Origin of the sequence: Enterobacter cloacae complex sp. 2024EL-00711 (genome assembly GCF_047529885.1) — a bacterium.
Classification (GTDB): Bacteria; Pseudomonadota; Gammaproteobacteria; order Enterobacterales; family Enterobacteriaceae; genus Enterobacter; species Enterobacter ludwigii.
Genome location: NZ_JBLIZC010000005.1, coordinates 77,821 through 104,078 on the forward strand (window position 1 = coordinate 77,821; position 26,258 = coordinate 104,078).

Genomic DNA, 26,258 nt, shown 5'->3' on the forward strand with positions numbered 1-26,258 from the left:
CATCGTTGGCACTGGAGCATCAATGAGTATTCAAGAACACGTTATTTTGGTAAATGACCAGGGAATGGTGATTGGCACTCAGGAAAAGTACGCCGCGCACACCGCCCACACCCCGCTGCACCTGGCTTTCTCATCGTGGCTTTTTAACGCCAGAGGTGAGTGTCTGGTTACCCGACGCGCCTTAAGCAAAAAAGCCTGGCCAGGGGTCTGGACCAACTCCGTTTGCGGACATCCTCAGTCAGGTGAAAAGACGGAACAGGCTATCATCCGCCGTTGCCGCTTTGAGGTTGGCGCGGAGATCGCCAATATTACCCCCATCGCCGCTGAATTCCGTTACCGTGAAGCCGATCCTTCGGGGATCGTGGAGAACGAGATTTGCCCGGTATTCGCAGCACGTGTCACCAGCGAACTGCATATTAATCACGATGAAGTGATGGAGTATGAATGGGTCGAACTGGAAGCGTTGTTCCGCGCACTGGACGCTGCCCCCTGGAGCTTTAGCCCGTGGATGGTGCAGGAAGCGACGGTCGCCCGCGACGCGCTCAGGGCCTTCGCGGCGCAATAAAAAAGCCCCTTTCGGGGCTTTTTTTACTGTCTTAACGGCTTACTTCACCGGGCGCATCGCCGGGAACAGGATCACATCACGGATGGTGTGGCTGTTAGTGAACAGCATAACCATACGGTCGATACCAATCCCCAGACCTGCGGTTGGTGGCAGACCGTGCTCCAGCGCAGTCACATAGTCTTCGTCGAAGAACATCGCTTCGTCATCGCCCGCCGCTTTCGCGTTAACCTGATCCTGGAAGCGCTGAGCCTGATCTTCTGCATCGTTCAGCTCGCTAAAGCCGTTGCCGATTTCGCGGCCACCGATGAAGAACTCAAAGCGGTCAGTGATTTCCGGGTTCACATCATTACGACGTGCCAGCGGAGAAACTTCTGCCGGGTATTCGGTGATGAAGGTCGGCTGAATCAGGTGCGCTTCGGCCACTTCTTCGAAGATCTCGGTCACGATACGGCCCAGACCCCAGCTCTTCTCAACGTTGATACCGATGCTTTCCGCGATCGCTTTCGCAGAGTCGAAGTTATCCAGATCGGCCATGTTGGTTTCTGGACGGTATTTCATGATCGCTTCGCGCATGGTCAGTTTTTCAAACGGCTTGCCGAAGTCGAAGACTTCTTCACCGTAAGGCACTTTAGTGGTGCCCAGAATGTCCTGCGCCAGGGTACGGAACAGAGATTCGGTCAGCTCGATCAGATCTTTATAATCCGCATACGCCATATAGAGTTCCATCATGGTGAACTCTGGGTTATGACGCACGGAGATGCCTTCATTACGGAAGTTACGGTTGATTTCGAACACGCGGTCAAAACCACCGACGACCAGACGCTTCAGGTACAGTTCCGGCGCGATACGCAGGTACATGTCCAGATCGAGGGCGTTGTGATGGGTGATGAACGGACGTGCAGACGCACCGCCTGGGATCACCTGCATCATTGGGGTTTCCACTTCCATAAAGTCGCGGTTAACCATGAACTGGCGGATACCGGCCATGATCTGAGAGCGAATCTTGAAGGTCTTACGGGATTCATCGTTGGAGATGAGATCCAGGTAACGCTGACGGTAGCGCGCTTCCTGATCCTGCAGGCCATGGAATTTGTCCGGCAGCGGGCGCAGGGCTTTGGTCAGCAGACGCAGTTCGGTGCAGTGGATAGACAGCTCACCGGTCTTGGTTTTGAACAGCTTACCTTTCGCCCCCAGGATATCGCCCAGGTCCCACTTCTTGAACTGCTCGTTGTAGATGCCTTCCGGCAGGTCGTCACGGGAGACGTACAGCTGAATACGGCCGCCAACGTCCTGCAGCGTCACGAAGGAGGCTTTACCCATGATACGACGGGTCATCATGCGGCCAGCAACGGCCACTTCGATGTTCAGCGCTTCCAGCTCTTCGTTCTCTTTACCGTCGAAGTCAGCGTGCAGTTGGTCTGAGGTATGGTCACGACGAAAATCGTTCGGGAACGGCACGCCCTGCTCGCGCAGTGCTGCCAGCTTCTCGCGGCGGGTTTTCAGTTCGTTATTAAGATCGACTACCGCGTCAGCGCCCTGTGCTTGTTGTTCAGACATGTTGGTTCCTCATAACCCTGCTTTCAAACTTGCTTCGATAAATTGGTCCAGGCTGCCGTCCAGCACCGCCTGCGTGTTACGGGTTTCAACCCCGGTACGCAGGTCTTTGATGCGGGAGTCATCAAGGACGTAAGAACGGATCTGGCTGCCCCAACCGATGTCAGATTTGTTATCTTCCATCGCCTGTTTCTCAGCATTTTTCTTCTGCATCTCCAGCTCATAAAGCTTCGCTTTCATCTGCTTCATGGCCTGGTCTTTGTTCTTATGCTGGGAACGGTCGTTCTGGCATTGCGTCACCAGCCCGGTTGGAATGTGGGTGATACGCACCGCAGATTCCGTACGGTTAACGTGCTGACCACCCGCGCCGGATGCGCGGTAAACGTCGATACGCAGATCCGCCGGGTTGATGTCGATATCGATATCTTCGTCAACTTCCGGATAGACAAACGCGGAGCTGAAGGAGGTGTGACGACGGCCGCCGGAGTCGAACGGGCTCTTACGCACCAGGCGGTGAACACCCGTCTCGGTACGCAGCCAGCCGTAGGCGTAATCGCCAATAATCTTGATGGTGACAGATTTAATACCGGCCACTTCACCTTCAGACTCTTCGATGATTTCGGTTTTGAAGCCGCGGGCTTCCGCCCAGCGCAGATACATGCGCATCAGCATGCTGGCCCAGTCCTGGGCTTCGGTACCGCCAGAACCTGCCTGAATATCGAGATAGCAGTCAGCGTTATCGTATTCACCGGAGAACATGCGACGGAATTCAAGCTGTGCCAGCTTCTCTTCGAGCACGTCGAGTTCAGCCACGGCTTCGTTAAAGGTTTCTTCGTCGTCAGCTTCGACGGCCAGCTCCAGTAAACCGGAAACATCTTCCAGCCCCTGAGCCATTTGATCCAGCGTATCTACGATAGCTTCGAGAGAGGAACGCTCTTTACCCAGCGCCTGCGCGCGTTCAGGTTCGTTCCAGACGTCCGGCTGTTCCAGCTCGGCGTTTACTTCTTCAAGACGCTCTTTCTTGGCATCGTAGTCAAAGATACCCCCTAAGAACGTCAGAGCGCTCCGTGAGGTCCTGAATACGGTTTTTTACCGGATTAATTTCAAACATGGTCTGTTTTCTTTTATGGACTTGTCAAAATGCGGTGATAAGAGCGGGATTGTACCGAATCCACGCCCTTTTTTATAGAGATTACTGCCGCTAAATTGGCCAGATATTGTCGATGATGATCTGAAGGGTGCGGTTACCGCGGAACTCGTTTATATCCAGTTTGTATGCCAGCTCAACTTCGCGCACGCCGTTGTCCGGCCAGACAGCGGTATCGACGTTAAAGGCAATACCGTCCAGCAGCGGGCCACCGCCTACAGGCTCGACCATCACTTTCAGATGACGCTCACCGACAATGCGCTGTTGCAGCAGACGGAAGCGGCCATCGAACAGGGGTTCCGGGAACATCTGCCCCCACGGCCCTGCATCCCGGAGCATCTGTGCCACTTCCATCGTCATCTCAACCGGCGTGAGTTCGCCGTCGGAAACCACTTCGCCCTGCAGCAGGGCCGGGTCAATCCAGTCGGTGACCAGCTCGCCGAACAGACGCTGGAACTCGTCGAACTTCGCCTCTTCCAGCGACAAACCTGCCGCCATGGCATGGCCGCCGAACTTGAGCATCAGACCCGGGTAGAGGGTATCCAGACGCTCCAGCGCATCGCGCATGTGCAGCCCCTGAATCGAACGCCCGGAGCCTTTGAGGGTGCCATCACCAGCCGGTGCAAACGCAATGACCGGGCGGTGGAAACGCTCTTTAATACGCGAAGCCAGAATGCCCACCACGCCCTGATGCCACTCAGGGTGATACATCGCCAGGCCGCCCGGCAGCGTATCGCCGCTGCGTTCCAGTTTTTCGCACAGGGTCAGCGCTTCAACCTGCATTCCCTGTTCAATCTCTTTACGGGTCTGGTTCAGGGCGTCCAGCTCATTAGCCAGCACGCGCGCTTCACCAATGTTGTCGCACAGCAGCAACGCGACGCCAACGGACATGTCGTCCAGTCTGCCGGCCGCGTTCAGGCGAGGCCCCAGGGCGAAGCCCAGATCGCTTGCCGCCAACTTGAGCGGATCGCGGTTAGCAATCTCAAGCAGCGCTTTGATACCGGGACGGCATTTGCCCGCCCGGATGCGGCTTAAGCCCTGCCAGGTCAGAATACGGTTATTGGTATCGAGCGGCACCACGTCTGCGACGGTCCCCAGTGCGACCAGGTCGAGATACTCGGCCAGGTTCGGCACGGCAATACCGCGGGCGTCGAACCAGCCCTTATCACGCAGCAGCGTGCGTAACGCCAGCATCAGATAAAATGCCACGCCGACGCCTGCGAGTGATTTCGACGGGAAATCGCAGTCGCGCAGGTTCGGGTTGATGATCGCTTCCGCGGCAGGCAGCGTTTCACCCGGCAGGTGGTGATCGGTAACCAGCACCGGGATCCCCAGCTGATGCGCATGATCGACGCCCGCATGGGAAGAGATCCCGTTGTCTACGGTCAGGATCAGCTGTGCGCCGCGGGCATGGGCCTGATCGACCACTTCCGGGCTGAGGCCGTAACCATCTTCAAACCGGTTCGGCACCAGATATGTCACGTTGTCGCAACCCAGCGCGCGCAGGCTCAACACGCTCAGCGCGGTACTGGTTGCGCCATCAGCATCAAAATCCCCCACCACCACAATACGCGTACCTTCACACAGCGCGTTGTAGAGTATTTCTGTGGCTTTTTCGATGCCGTTTAACTGCTGCCATGGCAACATCCCTCTAACGCTGCGCTCAAGGTCGGCGGCGGTACGCACGCCACGGCTGGCGTATAGCCGCTTTAGCAGCGGCGGGAGGTCGTCAGGCAAATCAGCATGTTCAACCGCCTCGCGGCGGCGCAGTTTTATTGGGGCTTTCACGCGAATTATTTACCACCAAACTGTTTCTGGTGCGCGTCGAGGAACTCTTTCATCTCTTTAGGTCCCTGATAACCCGGAACAACATAGCCGTTGCTCAGGACAATCGCTGGCGTACCGTTCACGCCAAACTGCACACCCAGCGCGTAGTGGTTAGCGATATCAATGTCGCAGGATGCAGGCTGCACGCCTTTGCCATTCATCGCGTCATCAAAGGCTTTGTTGCGGTCTTTCGCACACCAGATAGCTTTCATATCCTGCTCTGGCTTGCTCTCAACGCCCGCGCGCGGGAAGGCCAGATAACGCACGGTGATCCCCAGCGCGTTGTAATCTTTCATCTCTTCATGCAGCTTATGGCAGTAGCCACAGGTGATGTCGGTGAAGACGGTAATGACGTGTTTTTCCTGCGCCGCTTTATAAACGATCATCTCTTTTTCGAGCGCGTTCAGGTTTTTCATCAGCAGCTGGTTGGTTACGTTGACCGGCTGTGCACCGCTCACGTCGTACATTGGCCCCTGAATAATGTGTTTTCCGTCCTCGGTCACGTACAGCACGCCGCTGTTCGTCAGAACCGTTTTCATGCCGGCAACCGGTGCAGACTGGATATCACTGCTGGTGACGCCAAGCTTCGCCAGAGACTGTTTGATAGCGGCGTCATCCGCATGGGCAAAACCGGTAAATGAGGCTGCCAGCAGGGTGAACAGCGCGAAAGACTTTTTCATATAAGATCCTAATTCGTCGGCACTCACGCTCGTGGGTGGTGCTGTTGGTGTAGCTGCCGCAGCCGTTCCGTCGCGACATGGGTATAAATTTGGGTCGTGGAAAGATCGCTGTGTCCCAGCAGCATCTGCACCACGCGCAGGTCGGCGCCGTGGTTCAGCAGATGCGTCGCAAAGGCATGACGCAAAACGTGTGGCGAAAGCTTTTCACTGTCGATACCCGCCAGTGTGGCGTAATGTTTGATGCGATGCCAGAACGTTTGCCGCGTCATCTGTTGTGCGCGCTGGCTGGGGAACAAGACGTCGATTGAAGCGCCATTAAGCAACCATGGACGACCGTGCTCCAGATACGTTTCCAGCCAGTACACCGCCTCTTCACCCAGCGGCACCAGCCTTTCCTTGTTTCCTTTACCGATTACGCGAACCACGCCCTGACGAAGACTAATGTCGCTCATCGTCAGGCCGACCAGTTCAGAAACACGCAAACCGGTAGCATACAATAGCTCAAGCATGGCTTTATCGCGTAACTCCAGCGGCAGGTCAACTGCGGGTGACTGTAATAATCTCTCAACTTGTGCTTCGCTGAGATCTTTCGGCAGCCGCTGCGGGAGTTTCGGGGAGGCCAGGAGCGCGCTGGGATCGTCTTCGCGAATTTTCTCACGGTTGAGGTGCTGGAACAGCCGACGCATTGCGCTGAGCAAACGTGCGGAACTGGTGGCCTTGTAGCCCCCTTCCATCCGCTCGCCCAGCAGCGCCTGCAGGTCGTCGCTTTGTGCGTTCGCCAGCGACAGCCCACGGTGCGCCAGCCACTCCACCAGCATGGTGAGATCGCGCCGGTAGGCACTGAGCGTATTCTCGGCCAGGTTCTTCTCCAGCCACAGTGCATCGAGAAACTGTTCGATGAGTGCGAGATCCTTTTCCACATCAGCCCCTTTGATTCTGCAGTCAGGCCATTATGCCTGATTGCGATCGGTTTCTGGTACACTACGCGCAAAGTCAAAGCAAGAATTGAGATAGTCACGCGATGAATATTGGTCTGTTCTATGGTTCCAGCACCTGCTACACCGAAATGGCGGCAGAGAAAATTCGGGACATCATTGGCCCGGAACTGGTGACGTTGCATAACCTGAAAGATGACGCGCTTACGCTGATGGAGCAGTACGACGTGCTGATCCTCGGCATCCCGACCTGGGATTTCGGCGAAATACAGGAAGACTGGGAAGCCATCTGGGACCAGCTTGATACGCTTAACCTCGACGGCAAAATCATTGCCATGTACGGCATGGGAGATCAGCTGGGTTACGGTGAGTGGTTCCTGGACGCACTCGGCATGCTGCACGACAAACTGGCACCGAAGGGCGTCACGTTTATCGGTTACTGGCCAACCGAAGGGTACGAGTTCACCAGTAAGAAACCGATTATTGCCGATGGGCAGCTGTTTGTCGGGCTGGCACTGGATGAAACCAACCAGTACGATCTCAGCGATGAGCGCCTGCAAAGCTGGTGTGAGCAGATTCTGGGCGAAATGGCAGAACAGTTTAGCTAACGCGAATTACTCCTGCGTCAGCTGCTGTAATAACATCCGACGCAGGTCCCGCCACTCAGCGCTATCCATACTGTCCGCGGCCAGCCACAGATGCTGGCGACGCCCGCTGTCCACGCTACGTAGCCGCAGCATCATGCCGGAAGCGATCATCCAGGGCATACCGAGAATTTCCCACTCTTTTCCCTGCCAGCGCAGGCGGGAATCCATCAGTAATTTGATCTCCCCCTGACGGGCATGAATGCGGCGCTGGCTGCGCACGCTGTCAAACACCACAAACGACAGCAACAGCAGCCACAGAGGCGTATAGCTAAGCGGCCACGGCATCAGTAACACAAAGGCCGCGACCAGGCCGTGGAGCAACAACGACATCCACTGCGAGCGCCACGAGACGCGAAGGTCAGATTGCCACAGGACCACGTTCCTGATTCCGTGTTTGAATTAATTGCACCATCCGTTGCAACTCGGTGTCGGCGGGTTTGCCGTGATTCATCAGCCAGTTAAATAAATCAGGATCGTCAGACTCAAGCAGGCGAACAAACAGACGCTTATCATCATCGCTTAAGCTGTCATACTCATATTCGAAGAAAGGCATGATGGAAATATCAAGTTCACGCATGCCGCGACGGCACGCCCAGTGAATACGGGCCTTGTTGTTAATATCCATGTTCTGTTTCCTGCATTACGTTTGGCACAGTCGGCACCCCGTCCAGTGTTCTTGATTTCTCTGCGGGGACACCAGCTAGTGTAACGTGTTTTTGACCGTTTCTTTACTGGAATATTGCGAACCACGAGCGCGCTTCCACAATAAACCCTATAAAGACAGCGGATTACACTATTTTGCGTGGCGCTACGCATAACCGGGTTATGGCACAAATGGCCTGTTGAAAGCGCTTGCAATGCCAGCAGGCTCTTTTACCATTAGGCATTATCAAAGCGTTAAGCAATTCAGGATATCGTTATGGCCTTTACACCATTTTCTCCTCGCCAGCCCGCCGCCTCTGCGCGTCTGCCGCTGACGCTTATTACTCTTGATGACTGGGCGCTGGCGACACTCACCGGTGCAGACAGCGAAAAATACCTGCAGGGCCAGGTAACCGCCGACGTCAGCCAGATGGACGAACACCAGCATCTGCTGGTCGCACACTGCGATCCAAAAGGGAAGATGTGGAGCAACCTGCGCCTGTTCCGTCGCCAGGAGGGTTTTGCCTTTATTGAGCGCCGCAGCCTGCGGGACGCGCAGCTCACCGAGCTGAAAAAATACGCGGTCTTCTCAAAAGTCACTATCGCCGCGGATGATGAACACGTTCTGCTGGGCGTGGCAGGCTTCCAGGCCCGTGCGGCGCTGAAAAATCTGTTCAGTGAACTCCCGGATGCCCAGAAACAGGTCGTCAGCGAAGGCGCAACGTCTATCCTGTGGTTTGAACACCCGGCGGAACGCTTTCTGTTAGTCACGGATACCGCGACCGCCGAACGCGTCACCGAGGCGCTGCGTGGTGAAGCCCAGTTTAATAACAGCCAACAGTGGCTGGCGCTGAACATTGAAGCCGGTCTGCCGGTGATTGACGCCGCAAACAGCGGGCAGTTCATTCCTCAGGCCACCAACCTGCAGGCGCTGGGTGGCATTAGCTTTAAGAAAGGGTGCTATACCGGCCAGGAGATGGTGGCACGCGCCAAATTCCGCGGAGCCAACAAACGCGCACTGTGGACCCTGGCGGGCCACGCCAGCCGCGTGCCTGACGCTGGTGAAGATTTAGAACTGAAGATGGGCGAGAACTGGCGCCGTACCGGCACGGTGTTAGCCGCAGTTCAACTGGATGATGGCCGCCTTCTGGTTCAGGCCGTCATGAACAACGATATGGAAGCCGACAGCGTGTTCCGCGTGCGTGACGATGCCAATACGCTGAGCATTGAGCCTCTGCCGTATTCGCTGGAAGAGTAAGGCGTCATTGGCCGGCGACGAGATAAAAAAACGGTAACCTGACGGTTACCGTTTTTTTTTGCTTACTCTCACGAAGAGAGGGCGGAGGCAAAAAGATCAACGTTCTGAAATTAAACCTGCCCCACATAGAGATAAATCGCTAAAAAGTGGCACACGCTACCGCCCAGCACAAACCCATGCCAGATAGCATGATTGTACGGGATACGCTTGCAGACATAGAAAATGACGCCCAGCGAGTAGACGATGCCCCCAACGGCCAGAAGCGTCACGCCCCCTACCGCCAGCTTGATCGCCAGTTGATAAACCACAATCAGCGAAAGCCAGCCCATCGTGAGATAGGTCACCAGCGACAGCACCTTAAACCGGTGCGCAATGGTCAGCTTAAACAGGATCCCCAGCAGCGCCAGGCTCCAGATAACAATCATCAGGCCACGCGACAGCGGCGAGTTAAGACCCACCAGCAGGAAAGGCGTGTAGGTACCTGCAATAAGAAGATAGATAGCGCAGTGGTCGAATTTCTTGAGCCAGATCTTGGCCCGTTGATGCGGGATAGCGTGGTACAGCGTCGACGCCAGGAACAGCAGGATCATACTCCCGCCATACAGACTGTAGCTGGTAATGGCCATTGCGCTGGCATTCGTATCCACCGCCTGCACCAGCAATAACACTAAACCGACAATCCCAAAAACCAGGCCAATACCGTGGCTAATACTGTTGGCTATTTCCTCAGCCAGCGAATATCCCTGTGCAATTAATGGTCTGCTCACCATACAAAACTCCGGGAAAACTAACGATGAATATTCATCACCTGTATATGCTAACTGAGAATGATTCCAGTGAACACCTGTTAGCTAAAATAATTTCACAAGCATAATTTTTATCTATAAATCATGCACATAAACAAATTATTCACCTAACATTTGTTCACATTAAAATTTAATCATTAAGAATCAAGGGCATAAAATTGGATCCTGCCGACTTGCTGCATGTTATGATGGATAAATGATGTCTGAATGAGAGTTTCGCCATTGTGAGTATGTTCACCCACGCCGCCATTGCCAGTCTCAATAATCTGGAAATGATGGTCTACAACTATGTCATTAAAAATCGTGACAAAGTCATGTACATGACCATCCGCGAGCTGGCGGATGCGGCCGGCGTCTCAACGACCACTATCCTGCGCTTTTGCCGCAAACTCAACTGCGAAGGCTACTCTGAATTCCGCGTGCGCTTTAAGCTCTATTTAGAGCAGAACGAACCTCAGCAGGCAAATTTTGGTGCCAGTGAAATTATCAGCTTCTTTAAAGGCGTTAATAACGAAGAGTTCGATGCTTTATTAGATGAGGCGGTCGATATTATTTTATCCTCCGAACGTATTATATTTGTTGGTGCGGGCACGTCTGGCTCGCTGGCAAAATATGGCGCACGCTTCTTTTCGAATATCGGTAAATTCAGCAACCACATCGACGATCCTTATTTCCCGGTCACCAATGATATGGCTAAAAACGCGCTGGCGATTGTGCTGTCGGTATCCGGTGAAACCGAAGAGATCCTGCGCTTTGCCAGCCAGTTTAGCCTGCATCGCTGCAAAGTGCTCTCCATTACCAGCCACGAGCACTCGCGCCTGGCAAAGCTCGCGGACTTTAACCTCTCCTGGCATGTCCCTCAGACGCGGATAGGCGGCGTGTACGATATCACCACACAAATACCCGTCATCTATATTCTCGAATCGCTTGGCCGGAAACTGGCGAAGAAACTGACAGAATAAAACACCTTGTTTTTTCGATGTGACAAATTACATTTTCAGCGAATTGTTATATCGTGACATTTAATTCCGCTTTGCTAGACTCGAACGCAATATGTCATTTACTGAGAATAGCAGCGATGAAAAAACTTACCCTACCAAAAGACTTTTTATGGGGCGGCGCAGTGGCCGCTCACCAGGTTGAAGGCGGCTGGAACAAAGGCGGTAAAGGGCCGAGCATCTGCGATGTCTTAACGGGCGGTGCGCACGGCGTGCCGCGCGAAATCACGCAGGAAGTCGTGCCGGGGAAGTACTATCCGAACCACGAAGCTATCGACTTCCATGGCCATTACAAAGAAGACATCAAGCTGTTTGCTGAGATGGGCTTCAAATGTTTCCGCACCTCTATCGCCTGGACGCGTATCTTCCCGAAAGGGGATGAAACACAGCCGAATGAAGAAGGCCTGAAGTTCTACGACGACATGTTCGATGAGCTGCTGAAATACAATATTGAACCGGTCATCACCCTCTCCCACTTCGAAATGCCGCTCCACCTGGTGCAGGAGTACGGCGGCTGGACCAACCGTAAAGTGGTGGATTTCTTTGTGCGCTTCGCGGAGGTGGTGTTTGAGCGTTACAAAAATAAGGTCAAATACTGGATGACCTTTAACGAGATCAACAACCAGCGTAACTGGCGTGCGCCGCTGTTTGGCTACTGCTGCTCAGGCGTGGTTTATACCGAGCATGACAATCCGGAAGAGACCATGTACCAGGTGCTGCACCACCAGTTCGTTGCCAGCGCGCTGGCGGTGAAAGCGGCGCGTCGCATTAACCCGGAAATGAAAGTCGGCTGTATGCTGGCAATGGTGGCGCTCTACCCGTTCTCCTGTAAACCAGAGGACGTGATGTTTGCACAGGAATCCATGCGTGAACGCTATGTCTTTACCGATGTCCAGCTGCGCGGTTACTACCCATCCTATGTGCTTAATGAATGGGAACGCCGTGGCTTCACCATCCATATGGAAGCGGGTGACGAGCAGATCCTGCGTGAAGGCACCTGTGACTATCTGGGCTTCAGCTATTACATGACCAACGCAGTGAAAGCGGAAGGCGGTACTGGCGATGCTATCTCAGGCTTTGAAGGCAGCGTACCGAACCCGCATGTGAAAGCCTCTGACTGGGGCTGGCAGATTGACCCGGTGGGTCTGCGCTATTCCCTGTGCGAACTGTACGAGCGTTATCAGAAACCGCTGTTTATCGTGGAAAACGGCTATGGCGCCTACGACAAAGTAGAAGAAGACGGCAGCATCAACGATGACTACCGCATCGACTACCTGCGTGCGCACGTGGAAGAGATGATGAAAGCCGTCACGTATGATGGCGTGGATCTGATGGGTTATACCCCGTGGGGCTGCATCGACTGCGTGTCGTTCACTACCGGCCAGTACAGCAAGCGCTACGGCTTTATTTATGTGAACAAGCACGACGACGGTACCGGCGATATGTCACGCTCGCGGAAAAAGAGCTTTAACTGGTACAAAGACGTGATTGCCAGCAACGGCGAGACGCTTTAACGCTTTTCTCCTCTCCCCGATGGGGAGAGGAGATGTTTATTTCCCACCCGCCAGTTCAATAAAACTTCCCGTCACATACGAGGCTTTCTCGCTCAGCAGCCAGACAATCGCCTGCGCCACCTCTTCCGGCTGACCGCCACGCTGCATAGGCAGCATGGATTTGACCCTATCCACCCGGCCCGGCTCACCGCCAGATGCATGAATCTCGGTGTAAATCAGCCCGGGACGCACGCAGTTTACGCGGATCCCTTGCGCTGCCACTTCCAGCGATAATCCCGTCGTCAACGAATCGACAGCACCTTTGGACGCGGCGTAATCCACATATTCACCCGGAGCACCGAGGCGCGATGCCGCGGATGACACGTTCACGATCGCGCCGCCTTTGCCACCATGTCTGAACGACATGCGTTTTACCGCTTCGCGGCAGCAGAGGAAATAACCGGTCACGTTCGTGGCTAACACGCGGTTGATCCGTTCAGCGGAGAGGTGTTCAATCGTGGATTGTTCAAACAGGATCCCGGCGTTGTTCACCAGTGCGGTAAGCGGTCCGGCTTCACGATCGATACTGTCGAACATTGCCAGCACCTGAGCTTCATCACTGATATCTGCGCGCACGGCAAAAGCGGTCCCCCCCGCGTCGGTAATCATCGTGATCACATCCGTCGCGGCTTTAATGTTGTGGTGATAGTTCACCGCCACGGTGTAGCCTTCGCGCGCCAACTGCAGCGCGGTAGCTTTACCAATACCGCGGCTGGCGCCGGTGACCAGTGCAATTGCCATCTATGTCTCCTTATAAAAAAAGCCGGGTAGCGTTAACGCTACTCGGCCTGTACACATTATAACCGCGAAACGATTACTGGTATTCGCTCATTGGCACACAAGAGCAGAACAGATTACGGTCACCGTAGACGTCATCGAGACGTTTCACGGTCGGCCAGTATTTGTTTGCTATGCCAGCCGGGAACACCGCCTGCTCACGGGTATAACCGTGCTCCCACCCGGAGACCAGCTCATTCTGGGTATGCGGTGCGTTAACCAGCGGGTTATCAGCCAGCGTCCACTCGCCGGCTTTCACGCGGTCGATTTCAGCGCGGATAGCCAGCATCGCGTCAATAAAGCGGTCCAGCTCAACTTTGCTTTCAGACTCGGTGGGTTCAACCATCAGCGTACCCGCCACCGGGAACGACATGGTTGGCGCATGGAATCCGTAGTCGATCAGACGTTTAGCAATATCCAGCTCGCTGATACCTGTCTCTTCTTTCAAAGGACGGATATCGAGGATGCACTCGTGCGCCACACGACCATCACGGCCCGTGTAGAGTACCGGATACGCTTCTTTCAGACGCGTTGCGATGTAGTTAGCATTGAGGATAGCCACCTGGCTTGCCTGCTTCAGCCCTTCCGCGCCCATCATGCGGATATACATCCAACTGATGGGCAGGATTGAGGCGCTACCGAACGGTGCCGCAGAGACCGCGCCCTGACGGGTCAACATGCCTTCAATCTGCACTACGCTGTGGCCTGGGACAAACGGCGCCAGGTGTGCTTTCACACCGATTGGGCCCATACCCGGACCACCACCGCCGTGTGGAATACAGAAAGTTTTATGCAGGTTCAGGTGCGACACATCCGCGCCGATAAAGCCCGGAGAGGTAATGCCAACCTGTGCGTTCATGTTCGCACCGTCGAGATAAACCTGACCGCCGAACTGATGGACCACTTCACACACTTCACGGATGGTCTCTTCGTACACACCGTGGGTGGACGGATAGGTCACCATGATGCAGGAGAGTTTTTCGCCCGCCTGCTCGGCTTTCGCACGCAGATCGGCCAGGTCAATGTTGCCATTCTTGTCGCAGGCCACTACCACCACTTCCATACCCGCCATCTGGGCAGACGCCGGGTTGGTGCCATGCGCAGAACTTGGGATCAGGCAGATATCGCGATGCCCTTCATTGCGGCTTTCGTGATAGTGACGAATTGCCAACAGGCCCGCGTATTCCCCCTGCGCCCCGGAGTTTGGCTGCATGCAGAGTGCATCGTAACCGGTCAGCTTCACCAGCCAGTCGGAGAGCTGGTTGATCATCAGATGGTAACCTTCCGCCTGCTCTGGTGGGCAGAACGGGTGCAGCTCGGAAAATTCAGGCCAGGTGATTGGGATCATCTCTGCCGCAGCGTTCAGCTTCATGGTGCAGGAGCCCAGCGGGATCATCGCCTGGTTCAGCGCCAGGTCTTTGCGCTCCAGAGAGTGCATATAGCGCATCATCTCGGTTTCGCTGTGGTAGCGATTGAACACCGGGTGAGTCAGGATCGCATCATCACGCAGCATGCTTTCCTGGATAGAGCGGCTGTCGAGCGCGACATCTTTATCGAGCGTATCAATATCCAGGCCGTGTGCATCGCCCAGCAAGACGTTAAACAGGTTAACGATATCTTCGCGGGTAGTGCTTTCATCCAGGGTAATGCCTACCGCGTTATGGATGTCGCTACGCAGGTTGATCTCTGCCGCGTCAGCACGAGCCAGCACCGCGGCTTTGTCAGCCACTTCAACGCACAGCGTGTCAAAGTAATGGGCGTGGCGCAGTTTCAGGCCTTTCTGCTGCAGACCACAGGCCAGAATATCCGCCAGACGGTGAATACGGCTGGCAATGCGTTTCAGGCCAACCGGACCGTGGAAGACAGCGTACAGGCTGGCGATATTGGCCAGCAGGACCTGCGAGGTACAGATGTTGGAGTTCGCTTTCTCGCGACGAATATGCTGCTCGCGAGTCTGCATTGCCATGCGCAGCGCGGTGTTACCGGCGGCATCTTTTGAAACGCCGATGATACGGCCAGGCATGGAGCGTTTGAATTCATCTTTTGCGGCAAAGAACGCCGCATGTGGGCCACCGTAGCCCATCGGGACACCAAAGCGTTGTGCAGAACCGAAAACAATGTCCGCGCCCTGTTTACCTGGAGCCGTCAGCAGGACCAGCGCCATAAAATCAGCCGCGACGCTGACAACCACTTTGCGGGCTTTCAGCTCAGCAATCAGTGCGCTGTAGTCGTGAACGTCACCGGTGGTGCCGACCTGTTGCAGCAGCACGCCAAACACATCCTGATGATCGAGGACTTTGTCGGCGTCGTCGACAATCACGTCAAAACCAAAGGTTTCGGCACGGGTACGAACCACATCAAGCGTTTGCGGATGCACGTCCGCTGCCACGAAGAAGCGGTTGGCATTTTTCAGTTTGCTCACGCGCTTCGCCATTGCCATTGCTTCGGCGGCGGCGGTGGCTTCATCCAGCAGTGAAGCGGACGCGATATCCAGGCCGGTCAAATCCAGCGTAACCTGCTGGAAGTTCAGCAGCGCTTCCAGACGGCCCTGAGAAACTTCTGGCTGATACGGGGTGTAGGCGGTGTACCAGCCCGGATTTTCCAGCATATTACGCAGAATAACCGGGGGTAACTGCACGTTGGTGTAGCCCATGCCAATGTAAGACTTATAGCGCTTGTTCAGGCCGGCAATCGCCTTCAGCTCCGCCAGAGCGGCGAATTCAGTGGTGGCTTCACCCACCTGAGGCGGCGTGGCAAGCTGGATGTCTTTTGGCACAATCTGGCCGATCAGTGCATTTAATGAATCCGCGCCAACTGTCTTCAGCATCTCCTGCTGTTGCTGAGCATCCGGCCCAATGTGACGTTCAATGAAGGCGCCACGGTTTTCAAGCTGGCTTAAAGTCTGTGTCATGAGCGATGGTTCCTGAAACGTGCAGTGAATGTGTTTTCTCCCTCTCCCGGAGGGAAAGGGCTGGGGTGAGGGTGTCGTCTGTTCCCCTCACCCTACCCTCCCCCCAAAGGGGAGAGGGTTAAGGCTTACTCGTTTTCTAACAGCGCTTCGTACGCGGTGGCATCCAGCAGCGCGGCGACCTGCGATTCGTCGCTGGCTTTGATTTTGAAGATCCAGCCGCCTTCATAAGGCTCGCTGTTCACCAGCTCCGGGGAGTCGCTCAGGGCGTCGTTCACGGCAACAATTTCACCGCTTACCGGGGCGTAGATATCAGAAGCCGCTTTTACGGACTCGGCCACGGCGCAGTCATCGCCTGCTTCCACGGATGCGCCGACTTCAGGCAGGTCAACAAACACCATGTCGCCCAGCAGCTCCTGCGCATGCTCGGTGATCCCTACGGTGTAAGTGCCGTCCGCCTCTTTGCGCAGCCACTCGTGTTCTTTGCTGTATTTCAGTTCTGCTGGCACATTGCTCATTGAAGTTCTCCTGATAAAAATGATTAGGCGACCGGCTTACCGGCGCGAACAAAAATCGGTTTGGTCACGTTGACCGGCATTTCACGGTTGCGGATTTGCACCACTGCCGTTTCGCCAATGCCCGCCGGAACACGCGCCAGTGCAATACTGTAGCCCAGCGTCGGGGAGAAGGTACCGCTGGTGATCACGCCTTCACGCGGGTTGCCGTCAGCATCTGTAAAACGCACCGGCAGCTCGCCGCGCAGCACGCCTTTCTCGGTCATCACCAGGCCAACCAGCTGTTCAGTGCCCTTTTCACGCTGCATTTCCAGCGCTTCACGGCCAATAAACTCACGGTCAGCCGGTTCCCAGGCGATGGTCCAGCCCATGTTGGCCGCCAGCGGTGACACGCCTTCATCCATCTCTTGCCCGTAGAGGTTCATACCGGCTTCCAGACGCAGCGTATCGCGCGCGCCCAGACCTGCCGGCTTAACGCCGGCTTCCACCAGCGCACGCCAGAAATCGGCGGCTTTCTCATTCGGCATGGCAATTTCATAGCCCGCTTCACCGGTGTAGCCGGTGGTCGCGATAAACAGATCGCCTGCCTGTACGCCGAAGAACGGCTTCATGCCGTCGGTGGCTTTACGCTGCTCATCGCTGAACAGAGAGGCGGCTTTAGACTGCGCGTTCGGCCCCTGTACGGCGATCAGCGACAGATCATCGCGGACGGTGATGTCGATGGCGTAAGGCTCAGCGTGTTGGGTAATCCAGGAGAGGTCTTTTTCGCGGGTGGCGGAGTTTACAACGAGGCGGAAGAAATCTTCAGAGAAGTAATAGACGATGAGGTCATCAATTACGCCGCCGGAGGCATTTAGCATGCCGGTGTAGAGCGCTTTGCCTGGCGTCTTCAGTTTGGCGACGTCGTTTGCCAGCAGATAACGTAAAAACTCCCGGGTGCGGCTGCCATGCAGGTCGACAATCGTCATGTGTGACACGTCGAACATACCGGCATCGGTGCGCACCGCGTGGTGCTCATCAATCTGCGAGCCGTAGTGCAGCGGCATCATCCAGCCATGGAAGTCCACCATGCGTGCGCCGCATAACACGTGTTGTTCGTACAAAGGAGTCTGTTGAGCCATCTTTTCCTCGTTGAATAAGCAGGGCTGTCTTGCGTTTCGCACACCTGAACAGTGCCACGAAACCCGGCGCCGCGATCGCTTTCTGGACCCCGACGCAAACGTTCTCTTTTACCTGAACTTACCACCGAAACCGGCGATTAACCATAAGGTAAAACGGGTCATCACATTAGCTTATGACCTAAAAACACGAAAAAGCTTACAGAGTTATTCACTGGCAAACTGCGATTAAACCCGCATAAAATTAACATTGCTCTAACAGGATTTAGCAGATGGTGATATTTCATGCGGAAAAACGGGCGGAATTTCCGTAACAAAAAAATAGTAAGATTAGATTTTCTAATGCGAAAAATGCGGTGAAATTAGATTATTTCAAACGAGCGAATTTCCCCGGCGCAGAGGCCGGGAAAACAAAGTGTGACGGGGGTCTATATTAGCGCAGCCAGTCCGGCAGGTCGTTAAGACCCATCGCCTGGCGAAGGAGTTGAGGTTTTACGCCCGGAAGGGTATCGGCAAGTTTAAGGCCGAGGTCGCGCAGCAGTTTTTTCGCTGGATTCGCGCCGGCAAACAGCTCACGGAAACCCTGCATGCCTGCCAGCATCACCGCTGCACTGTGCTTACGGCTGCGTTCGTAGCGACGCAGATAGAGATGCTGGCCGATATCTTTGCCTTCGCGATGCAGGCGACGCAACTCTTCAACCAGCTCTGCCGCGTCCATAAAGCCAAGGTTCACGCCCTGCCCGGCCAGCGGATGGATCGTATGCGCCGCGTCACCCACCAGCGCCAGACGGTGCCCCGCAAACTGACGCGCATAGCGTCCGGTTAACGGGAACACCAGCCGCTCGCTCTCAAGGGTGCATAGCCCAAGACGGTTATCAAACGCGACGCACAGCGCCTGGTTGAATGCCTCGGGAGTCGCCTCCTGCATCTGTTGCGCTTTATCAGGAACCAGAGACCAGACAATCGAACACAGGTGCGGATCGCTCAACGGCAGGAATGCCAGAATGCCGTCATTGTGGAAGATTTGGCGCGCCACCCCACCGTGCGGCTCTTCAGTGCGAATCGTTGCCACCAGAGCATGATGGCGATAGTCCCAGAACGTCAGCGGAATATCCGCCTTGTTACGCAGCCAGGAGTTGGCACCGTCAGCGCCCACAACCAGTCGCGCGGTCAGCATGTCACCGCTTTGCAGGGTGATAAACGCGTCGTTTTCTCCCCAGGCGACCCGCTGGATTTGCGCCGGTGCCAGCAGCGTGACATCGCTGCAGGACTGGGCTTTTTGCCACAACGCATGGTGAATAACGGCATTTTCGATGATGTGTCCCAGATGGCTGTAGCCCATGCTTTCATCATCAAACGCGATATGACCAAAGCTGTCTTTGTCCCACACTTCCATGCCGTGATAACAACTGGCACGCTGCGCCACGATATCTGACCAGACGCCAAGGTGCGTCAGCAACTTTTCACTGGCCGCATTGATTGCCGAGACGCGCAGTTCCGGCGGCGCGTCCTGCGCGACAGGCTGAGGCACGTTTTGCTCCAGTACCGCAACGCGCAGGCCGCTGCCCTGTAAACCACAGGCCAGCGCCAGTCCTACCATTCCGCCGCCAACGATGGCGACATCAACATTTTGCACGGTGATAACTCCTTAACGCGCGACCCAACCAAGAGTCCGCTGCGCCAGCACGTCACGTGCCGGAATGAATAATTCCATCGCCATCAGCCCAAGATTGCGGCCTGCAACCAGGGGTGCCCAGCGATTGGCAAACAGATGCACCAGACCATCCGTCACACCAATCGTCGCCTCTTTATCTGCCCGGCGTCGCTTCTGGTAATGGCTGAGCACCGACCAGGCACCACAGTCTTTTTGCTCGCTCCACGCCTGTGAAAGCGTTTCTGCCAGGCTCATCACGTCGCGAAGCCCGAGGTTAAACCCCTGCCCGGCGATGGGATGCAATGTCTGCGCGGCATTGCCGACCAGCGCCATGCGATGGGAGATAGACTGCGAGGCGGTGGTCAGCGACAACGGGTATACGCTCCGCTTTCCCGCGTGGGTAATACGTCCCAGCCGCCAGCCAAAGGCTTTTTGCAGCTCGGTACAAAAACGTTCGTCAGACCAGGTTTGTATCTCAGCCGCGTTGTCCTGCGGATGGCACCACACCAACGAACTGCGATCGTGGGACATGGGCAGCATCGCCAGCGGGCCATGCTGGGTGAAACGCTCAAAAGCGCGGCCGTTGTGAGCGCCCGCTGTCGAAACGTTAGCAATGACGGCCACCTGCCCGTAGGGCTGTTGTCGCCACTCCACGCCGCACTGCGTGCCGAGCGAAGAGCGCGAACCGTTTGCCGCTACCAGAAGCTGGCCTTCAAGGACGGTACCGTTTTCCAGCACCACGTTGACCGACGCGTCACTGCGGCTAAAGCTGGCCACACGCGCCGGGCAATGCAGGGTCACGCCTGGCGCATCCTTAAGCAGGCGGAACAGGCGTAACCCGACGTCGTGCAGCTCCACGACCCGGCCCAGCGCATCTATACGGTAATCATGCGCATCCAGGGTAACGAAACCGGCATGACCGCGATCGCTGACGTGAACGGTGTTAATCGCCGTCGCGCAGTCGGCTATCGCCTGCCAGATGCCAATGCGTGAGAGTTGCTGACAGGTACCCTGCGCCAGTGCAATGGCGCGGGCATCAAAACCGGGGTGATCAGAGGCCTCTGGCGCAACGGCCTCCACCAGATGCACCGGCAGTTTTCCCTGCGTAAAATGCGAGATGGCCAGTGCCAGCGTGGCTCCGGTCATCCCGCCGCCAACGATAATCACGCTCATACGCGTGCCGCTGCCATCAGCGCCTCGATATCGTCAGCATTTTTCACGACGCTGGCGGTCAGGTTTTCGTTGCCGGTTTCGGTAATGACGATGTCATCTTCGATACGAATGCCAATCCCACGGTATGCTTCCGGCACGTCGGCATCCGGCGCGATATACAGCCCCGGCTCAACCGTTAATACCATGCCTGGCTCCAGCACGCGGGAACGATCGGCACCGTATGCCCCCACGTCATGCACATCCAGCCCCAGCCAGTGGCTCAGGCCGTGCATAAAGTACGGACGATGTGCGTTCTCGGTAATCAGGGTATCCACGTCGCCTTTCAGAATACCGAGCTTCACCAGACCGGTGATCATGATGCGTACCACTTCGCCAGTCACTTCCTGAATGGACGTGCCTGGACGGTACAGCCTGAGCGCCGTCTCGAGCGATTCGAGGACGATGTCATACACCGCGCGCTGTGCGGGGGTGAATTTACCGTTCACCGGGAACGTACGGGTAATATCGCCCGCATACCCCTGGAATTCGCATCCGGCGTCAATCAACACCAGATCCCCGTCGCGCAGCGCACTTTCGTTTTCGGTGTAGTGCAGAATGCAGCCGTTTTCACCGCCGCCGACAATGGTGTTGTATGAAGGATAACGCGCGCCGTGGCGGTTAAATTCGTGATGAATCTCCCCTTCCAGCTGGTATTCAAACATTCCCGGGCGGCATTTCTCCATGGCACGGGTGTGTGCCAGCGCACTGATTTCACCCGCGCGGCGCATCACGTCCAGCTCTTCCGGGGATTTGAACAGACGCATCTCATGCACCACCGGACGCCAGTCCGTCAGGGTGGCTGGCGCGGACAGATTCTGCCTCGAACCTTTGCGCAGCTTATCCAGAGCGGTAAAGACAATCTCATCGGCATACGCATACTCGCCCTGCGCGTGGTAAAGCACATCCAGGCCATTGAGCAGTTGATAGAGCTGCTGGTTGATTTCACTGAATGCCAGCGCCCGATCCACCCCCAGCTTCTCTGGCGCAGCCTCTTGCCCTAAGCGGCGGCCAAACCAGATTTCGGCTGTGAGATCGCGAACGCGGTTAAAAATCACGCTGTGGTTGTGGGTGTCATTACTCTTAATCAGCACCAGTACCGCTTCCGGCTCGTTGAAGCCGGTGAAGTACCAGAAATCGCTGCTCTGGCGATAGGGGTATTCGCTGTCGGCGCTGCGCGTCACTTCTGGCGCAGCAAAAATCAGCGCGGCGCTGCCCGGCTGCATATTGGCCAGCAGCGCCTGACGACGGCGCGAATACTCTTGATTTGAGATAACCATGACACCCTCCTGTGCGTTATTTTTCTTAATGTAAGGTTGGCTTGCGGACTTCCGGCGCGGTCGGCTGCGAACGCGTAAAGTGGTCGTGGCACAGCAAAGCAGCAACGCGAACGTATTCGATGATCTCTTCGAGAGACATTTCCAGCTCTTCCTGGTCTTCGTCTTCATCGTAGCCCAACTGCGCAATGTTACGCAGATCGTCGATCGCCTCACCCGCTTCGCCGGTCACTTTATCGAGTTTCGGCTGCGTGACGCCCAGCCCCAACAGGTAGTGGTTGACCCAACCTGCGAGCGCATCGGCACGATCGAAGACGCTGACGTCATCGCCTTCAGGCAGATAAAGCTGAAAAAGGAAGCCATCGTCTTCCAGCGAATCGCTGATCGCGGAGTGCATTTTACGCACGGCTTCCGCCAGCTCGTGACCAAACGCCAGCCCTTCGTTCGTCAGGTCGTGGATCAGCGGCTGCCATGAGCTGTCGCTGTTTCCGCCGCACAGCATGCCACTGATCAGACCGTGCATTTCCGCAGAGGTTAAACCGACTCCCTGCTGGTTCAGTAACTGGTTTAAATCCTTGTAACCAGGCATTTCGTTCTGTATAGACATGCGCATTCGTCATCGTTGGGAGGAATATTCATGATATGCTACCACTTTGGACCCTGGTGATACCAGAAAAGGGCTTGTATCTTCACATCAGGGTAGCTATAGTGTCGCCCCTTCGCAGCCCCTGGGGCAGTAAGCGAAGGCAGCGCAGTCAATCAGCAGGAAGGTGGCATGTCTGCACAACCCGTCGATCTCCAGATTTTTGGCCGTTCACTGCGAGTGAATTGTCCGCCTGAACAAAGGGATGCCTTGAATCAGGCTGCGGACGATTTGAATCAGCGGTTGCAAGATCTCAAAGAACGCACTAGAGTCACAAATACTGAGCAGCTGGTTTTCATCGCCGCGTTGAACATCAGTTATGAACTGACTCAGGAAAAAGCGAAGACCCGCGATTACGCGGCAAGCATGGAGCAGCGCATTAAAATGCTCCAGCAGACCATTGAACAAGCATTGCTTGATCAAGGTCGCAATCCCGAAAGACCGGGACCAAAGTTTGAATAACACTTCTCAGTTGACTATGGTAGAGTAACTGTGAAGACAAAATTTCTCTGAGATGTTCGCAAGCGGGCCAGTCCCCTGAGCCGATATTTCATACCACAAGAATGTGGCGCTCCATGGTTGGTGAGCATGCTCGGTTCGTCCGAGAAGCCTTAAAACTATGACGACACATTCACCTTGAACCAAGGGTTCAAGGGTTACAGCCTGCGGCGGCATCTCGGAGATTCCCTCTCTTTTTCTTCTACCGACTACCATGACCCAACTCCCTGAAGTCTCTTCCTCACGCCAGGACATCCGTCAGCTCATGCGTCAACGCCGTCGTGCGTTAACTCCCGAACAGCAAGCACAGTTTGCCCAGCAAGGCGCTGCCCGTATGATGGCCTATCCCCCTGTTGTGATGGCGCGTACCGTCGCCCTGTTCCTCTCGTTTGATGGCGAGCTGGATACTCAACCGCTGATCGAACAGCTGTGGCGCGCCGGGAAAAGAGTGTACCTGCCGGTGCTGCATCCGTTTAGCCGGGGAAATTTGCTGTTTTTACATTACCATCCGCACAGCGAACTGGTGGTGAATCGTCTGAAAATCACCGAACCAAAACTCGACGTCCGCGACGTCCTCCCCCTATCAGAACTGGATGTGCTGATCACGCCGCTGGTGGCGTTTGATGAGCAGGGTCAGCGCTTAGGGATGGGTGGCGGTTTTTATGACAGGACGCTGCAAAACTGGCAGCAGTATCATTTACAGCCTGTGGGATACGCATATGACTGTCAGGGCGTGGAAGCCTTGCCGGTAGAGAAGTGGGATATTCCGCTGCCTGCGGTAGTGACGCCGGGCAAAACCTGGCGCTGGTAAAATAAAGCCGGGTAGCGACCCGGCTTTATGCTCACAGAAACAGAATCAGTACAGCAGACGGGCGCGAATGGTACCCGGAATGGCCTTCATGCTCTGCAGCGCTTTTTCCGCTACATCTTCGTCCGCTTCAATATCAATTACCACGTAACCCATCTGAGAGTTCGTTTGCAGATACTGCGCGGCAATGTTGACGCTCTGCTCGGCAAAGATCTGGTTGATCGCAGTCAGCACGCCCGGACGGTTTTCATGGATGTGCAGCAGACGACGGCCACCGTGCAACGGCAGAGACACTTCCGGGAAGTTCACGGCAGAGAGCGTAGAACCGTTGTCGGAGTATTTGCTCAGCTTGCCCGCGACTTCCAGACCGATATTTTCCTGCGCTTCCTGCGTCGAGCCGCCGATGTGCGGCGTCAGGATCACGTTGTCGAATTCGCACAGCGGAGAGGTGAACGGATCGCTGTTGGTAGCAGGCTCAGTCGGGAAGACGTCGATTGCCGCCCCCGCCAGATGCTTACGCTTCAGCGCATCGCACAGCGCCGGAATATCGACAACCGTACCGCGCGCGGCGTTGATCAGCAGTGAACCTGGCTTCATCAGCGCCAGTTCCTCAGCACCCATCATGTTTTTCGTCGACGCATTTTCCGGCACATGCAGGCTGACCACGTCGCTCATGTTCAGCAGGTCAGAGAGGTGTTGAACCTGAGTGGCGTTGCCCAGCGGCAGTTTGCTTTCGATATCATAAAAATAGACATGCATCCCCAGGGATTCAGCCAGGATCCCCAGCTGAGTACCGATGTGGCCATAGCCGATGATACCGAGTTTTTTACCACGGGCTTCGTATGAACCCGCAGCCAGTTTGTTCCACACGCCGCGGTGCGCTTTGGCGTTAGCTTCCGGAATACCACGCAGCAACAGCAGCAGCTCGCCAATCACTAACTCCGCCACGGAACGGGTGTTGGAGAACGGGGCGTTAAAGACAGGCACACCGCGTTTTGCGGCGGCATTCAGATCAACCTGGTTGGTACCGATGCAGAAACAGCCGATGGCAACCAACTTTTCCGCCGCGGCAATCACGTCTTCAGTCAGTTGGGTACGGGATCGCAGGCCAATGAAATGGGCATCACGGATGGACGCTTTCAGCTCTTCGGTGTCCAGCGCGCCTTTGTGAAATTCGATGTTGGTGTAACCTGCTGCACGAAGGCTATCAAGCGCTTTCTGATGCACGCCCTCAACCAGCAGGAATTTAATCTTGTCTTTCTCCAGTGATACCTTTGCCATTTACCTTACCCGACCCTGTTTTTGTCTGAACTGATGTTGTGCTGGATTAAAATCCGCTGTAGCCAACATATCAAAAAAAACTATTGCAGCAATATGAACGTTTGCGTCGGCACTCTGAAGAAAAGTCATACAGAGCAAAATGACAGAGGAAAATGCTGTAGAAATTTGCGAATGCGGCAGGATCGGCAAACGAGAGGTAAAAAGCGTGACACAAGTCACCGAATTTAGCTTTTCAAAATTTTTTAGCGGGGGGAGGGCTCCCCCCATCAGATCATTTTACGATGGTTTGCACGCCATCTGCCGTGCCGATCAGCGCGACATCCGCGCCACGGTTGGCGAATAACCCCACAGTCACTACGCCTGGAATACCGTTAATGGCATTTTCCAGCGCAATGGCGTCGAGAATTTCCAGACCGTGAACGTCGAGGATCACGTTGCCGTTATCAGTGATGACGCCCTGACGATATTCCGGGCGTCCACCCAGTCTCACCAGTTCACGCGCCACAGCGCTACGCGCCATTGGGATCACTTCTACCGGCAGCGGGAATTTACCCAGGATATCAACCTGCTTTGACGCATCGGCGATACAGATGAATTTATCCGCCACGGAGGCGATGATTTTTTCACGCGTCAGCGCCGCACCGCCGCCTTTGATCATCTGCATATGGCCGTTGATTTCATCCGCGCCATCAACGTAGATGCCAAGACGGTCAACTTCATTCAGATCGAAAACGGTGATGCCAAGGCTTTTCAGCTTTTCCGTGGAAGCGTCGGAGCTGGAAACTGCGCCCTCGATCTGCCCTTTCATCGTGCCCAGCGCATCGATAAAGTGTGCCGCCGTCGAGCCCGTACCAACACCGACAATGGTACCCGGTTGCACATACTGGAGAGCGGCCCATCCTACTGCTTTTTTCAGTTCATCCTGCGTCATGATCGTTTAGCCTGTGGTGTGAAAACG

25 protein-coding genes and 1 other RNA gene are annotated in these 26,258 nt (G+C 55.4%); 8 read left to right on the plus strand and 18 right to left on the minus strand.

What is annotated here, in order from left to right; all coding sequences use genetic code 11:
* The first annotated feature begins 22 nt into the window (after positions 1-22).
* Positions 23-565, plus strand: coding sequence for an isopentenyl-diphosphate Delta-isomerase (gene idi, locus ACMVME_RS15050; RefSeq protein WP_014171506.1), 543 nt, complete (start codon positions 23-25; stop codon positions 563-565).
* Positions 566-604: 39 nt separating this feature from the next.
* Here the strand turns inward: idi and lysS are convergent, their stop codons facing one another.
* From lysS to xerD, 5 genes are all read right to left on the minus strand, one after another.
* Entirely contained in the window at positions 605-2,122 is a 1,518-nt protein-coding gene (lysS, locus tag ACMVME_RS15055; protein ID WP_025203283.1) for a lysine--tRNA ligase, read from the minus strand.
* 9 nt (positions 2,123-2,131) lie between these two features.
* A protein-coding gene (gene prfB / locus ACMVME_RS15060; protein WP_104440355.1) for a peptide chain release factor 2 occupies positions 2,132-3,230 on the minus strand; the annotation gives its coding sequence in 2 pieces (ribosomal slippage) (positions 2,132-3,154 and positions 3,156-3,230; 1,098 coding nt in all).
* 90 nt (positions 3,231-3,320) lie between these two features.
* Positions 3,321-5,054 carry a single-stranded-DNA-specific exonuclease RecJ gene (recJ, locus tag ACMVME_RS15065; RefSeq protein ID WP_040018865.1) on the minus strand — a complete coding sequence of 578 codons (1,734 nt, stop codon included), beginning with the start codon at positions 5,052-5,054 and terminating at the stop codon, positions 3,321-3,323.
* Positions 5,055-5,059: 5 nt separating this feature from the next.
* Positions 5,060-5,773 (minus strand): bifunctional protein-disulfide isomerase/oxidoreductase DsbC, encoded by a 714-nt coding sequence (dsbC, locus tag ACMVME_RS15070; RefSeq protein WP_020883731.1) that lies wholly within the window; start codon positions 5,771-5,773, stop codon positions 5,060-5,062.
* A 23-nt stretch (positions 5,774-5,796) separates the two neighbouring features.
* Positions 5,797-6,693, minus strand: coding sequence for a site-specific tyrosine recombinase XerD (gene xerD / locus ACMVME_RS15075; protein ID WP_014171511.1), 897 nt, complete (start codon positions 6,691-6,693; stop codon positions 5,797-5,799).
* A 101-nt stretch (positions 6,694-6,794) separates the two neighbouring features.
* On the opposite strand from xerD, the gene fldB reads away from it, so the two are divergent.
* A complete protein-coding gene (gene fldB, locus ACMVME_RS15080; protein ID WP_014171513.1) occupies positions 6,795-7,316 on the plus strand; it encodes a flavodoxin FldB in 522 nt (173 codons plus the stop codon).
* A gap of 6 nt (positions 7,317-7,322) precedes the next feature.
* Here the strand turns inward: fldB and ACMVME_RS15085 are convergent, their stop codons facing one another.
* Together ACMVME_RS15085 and sdhE are read right to left on the minus strand one after the other, a co-directional pair.
* Positions 7,323-7,733: a protein YgfX gene (locus tag ACMVME_RS15085; RefSeq protein ID WP_014171514.1), complete on the minus strand. Its 411-nt coding sequence runs from the start codon at positions 7,731-7,733 to the stop codon at positions 7,323-7,325.
* Positions 7,714-7,980: an FAD assembly factor SdhE gene (sdhE, locus tag ACMVME_RS15090; RefSeq protein ID WP_003863437.1), complete on the minus strand. Its 267-nt coding sequence runs from the start codon at positions 7,978-7,980 to the stop codon at positions 7,714-7,716. The genes ACMVME_RS15085 and sdhE overlap by 20 nt, the downstream gene beginning before the upstream one ends.
* Positions 7,981-8,274: 294 nt before the next feature.
* On the opposite strand from sdhE, the gene ygfZ reads away from it, so the two are divergent.
* The gene (gene ygfZ, locus ACMVME_RS15095; protein WP_020883730.1) at positions 8,275-9,255 is read left to right on the plus strand and encodes a tRNA-modifying protein YgfZ; all 981 of its coding nucleotides are present in this window, start codon (positions 8,275-8,277) and stop codon (positions 9,253-9,255) included.
* A 110-nt stretch (positions 9,256-9,365) separates the two neighbouring features.
* Here the strand turns inward: ygfZ and trhA are convergent, their stop codons facing one another.
* On the minus strand, positions 9,366-10,025 hold the full coding sequence (gene trhA / locus ACMVME_RS15100; protein ID WP_014171517.1) for a PAQR family membrane homeostasis protein TrhA: 660 nt from the start codon (positions 10,023-10,025) through the stop codon (positions 9,366-9,368).
* A gap of 266 nt (positions 10,026-10,291) precedes the next feature.
* On the opposite strand from trhA, the gene ACMVME_RS15105 reads away from it, so the two are divergent.
* Together ACMVME_RS15105 and bglA are read left to right on the plus strand one after the other, a co-directional pair.
* Complete coding sequence (locus ACMVME_RS15105) at positions 10,292-11,023, plus strand: MurR/RpiR family transcriptional regulator (RefSeq protein WP_040018863.1); 732 nt, start codon at positions 10,292-10,294, stop codon at positions 11,021-11,023.
* A gap of 116 nt (positions 11,024-11,139) precedes the next feature.
* Positions 11,140-12,573 carry a 6-phospho-beta-glucosidase BglA gene (gene bglA / locus ACMVME_RS15110; protein ID WP_068794998.1) on the plus strand — a complete coding sequence of 478 codons (1,434 nt, stop codon included), beginning with the start codon at positions 11,140-11,142 and terminating at the stop codon, positions 12,571-12,573.
* Positions 12,574-12,609: 36 nt separating this feature from the next.
* On the opposite strand, the gene ACMVME_RS15115 is transcribed toward bglA, so the two are convergent.
* From ACMVME_RS15115 to ACMVME_RS15150, 8 genes are all read right to left on the minus strand, one after another.
* The gene (locus ACMVME_RS15115) at positions 12,610-13,353 is read right to left on the minus strand and encodes an SDR family oxidoreductase (RefSeq protein WP_025203278.1); all 744 of its coding nucleotides are present in this window, start codon (positions 13,351-13,353) and stop codon (positions 12,610-12,612) included.
* Positions 13,354-13,426: 73 nt separating this feature from the next.
* Positions 13,427-16,300 carry an aminomethyl-transferring glycine dehydrogenase gene (gene gcvP, locus ACMVME_RS15120; protein ID WP_014171521.1) on the minus strand — a complete coding sequence of 958 codons (2,874 nt, stop codon included), beginning with the start codon at positions 16,298-16,300 and terminating at the stop codon, positions 13,427-13,429.
* A 125-nt stretch (positions 16,301-16,425) separates the two neighbouring features.
* On the minus strand, positions 16,426-16,815 hold the full coding sequence (gcvH, locus tag ACMVME_RS15125; protein ID WP_014171522.1) for a glycine cleavage system protein GcvH: 390 nt from the start codon (positions 16,813-16,815) through the stop codon (positions 16,426-16,428).
* Positions 16,816-16,838: 23 nt separating this feature from the next.
* Positions 16,839-17,933 carry a glycine cleavage system aminomethyltransferase GcvT gene (gene gcvT, locus ACMVME_RS15130; protein WP_020883724.1) on the minus strand — a complete coding sequence of 365 codons (1,095 nt, stop codon included), beginning with the start codon at positions 17,931-17,933 and terminating at the stop codon, positions 16,839-16,841.
* Positions 17,934-18,363: 430 nt separating this feature from the next.
* Positions 18,364-19,566: an FAD-dependent 2-octaprenylphenol hydroxylase gene (gene ubiI, locus ACMVME_RS15135; RefSeq protein ID WP_068794999.1), complete on the minus strand. Its 1,203-nt coding sequence runs from the start codon at positions 19,564-19,566 to the stop codon at positions 18,364-18,366.
* A gap of 12 nt (positions 19,567-19,578) precedes the next feature.
* Positions 19,579-20,757 carry a 2-octaprenyl-6-methoxyphenyl hydroxylase gene (gene ubiH, locus ACMVME_RS15140; protein ID WP_049023380.1) on the minus strand — a complete coding sequence of 393 codons (1,179 nt, stop codon included), beginning with the start codon at positions 20,755-20,757 and terminating at the stop codon, positions 19,579-19,581.
* Positions 20,754-22,067: a Xaa-Pro aminopeptidase gene (gene pepP / locus ACMVME_RS15145; protein ID WP_025203275.1), complete on the minus strand. Its 1,314-nt coding sequence runs from the start codon at positions 22,065-22,067 to the stop codon at positions 20,754-20,756. The genes ubiH and pepP overlap by 4 nt, the downstream gene beginning before the upstream one ends.
* 31 nt (positions 22,068-22,098) lie before the next feature.
* Positions 22,099-22,677 (minus strand): YecA family protein, encoded by a 579-nt coding sequence (locus ACMVME_RS15150; RefSeq protein ID WP_025203274.1) that lies wholly within the window; start codon positions 22,675-22,677, stop codon positions 22,099-22,101.
* A gap of 168 nt (positions 22,678-22,845) precedes the next feature.
* Between ACMVME_RS15150 and zapA the strand changes: the two genes are divergently transcribed.
* The 3 genes from zapA to ACMVME_RS15165 all read left to right on the plus strand — a co-directional run bounded on the left by zapA (position 22,846) and on the right by ACMVME_RS15165 (position 24,022).
* Positions 22,846-23,175 carry a cell division protein ZapA gene (zapA, locus tag ACMVME_RS15155; RefSeq protein WP_006811891.1) on the plus strand — a complete coding sequence of 110 codons (330 nt, stop codon included), beginning with the start codon at positions 22,846-22,848 and terminating at the stop codon, positions 23,173-23,175.
* A 41-nt stretch (positions 23,176-23,216) separates the two neighbouring features.
* Positions 23,217-23,400: non-coding RNA, 6S RNA (ssrS, locus tag ACMVME_RS15160), on the plus strand.
* A gap of 25 nt (positions 23,401-23,425) precedes the next feature.
* Positions 23,426-24,022 (plus strand): 5-formyltetrahydrofolate cyclo-ligase, encoded by a 597-nt coding sequence (locus ACMVME_RS15165; protein ID WP_068795000.1) that lies wholly within the window; start codon positions 23,426-23,428, stop codon positions 24,020-24,022.
* A gap of 45 nt (positions 24,023-24,067) precedes the next feature.
* Here the strand turns inward: ACMVME_RS15165 and serA are convergent, their stop codons facing one another.
* Positions 24,068-25,300: a phosphoglycerate dehydrogenase gene (gene serA, locus ACMVME_RS15170; protein WP_014171529.1), complete on the minus strand. Its 1,233-nt coding sequence runs from the start codon at positions 25,298-25,300 to the stop codon at positions 24,068-24,070.
* Positions 25,301-25,571: 271 nt separating this feature from the next.
* Entirely contained in the window at positions 25,572-26,231 is a 660-nt protein-coding gene (rpiA, locus tag ACMVME_RS15175) for a ribose-5-phosphate isomerase RpiA (protein WP_014171530.1), read from the minus strand.
* Between the last annotated feature and the right edge of the window lie 27 nt (positions 26,232-26,258).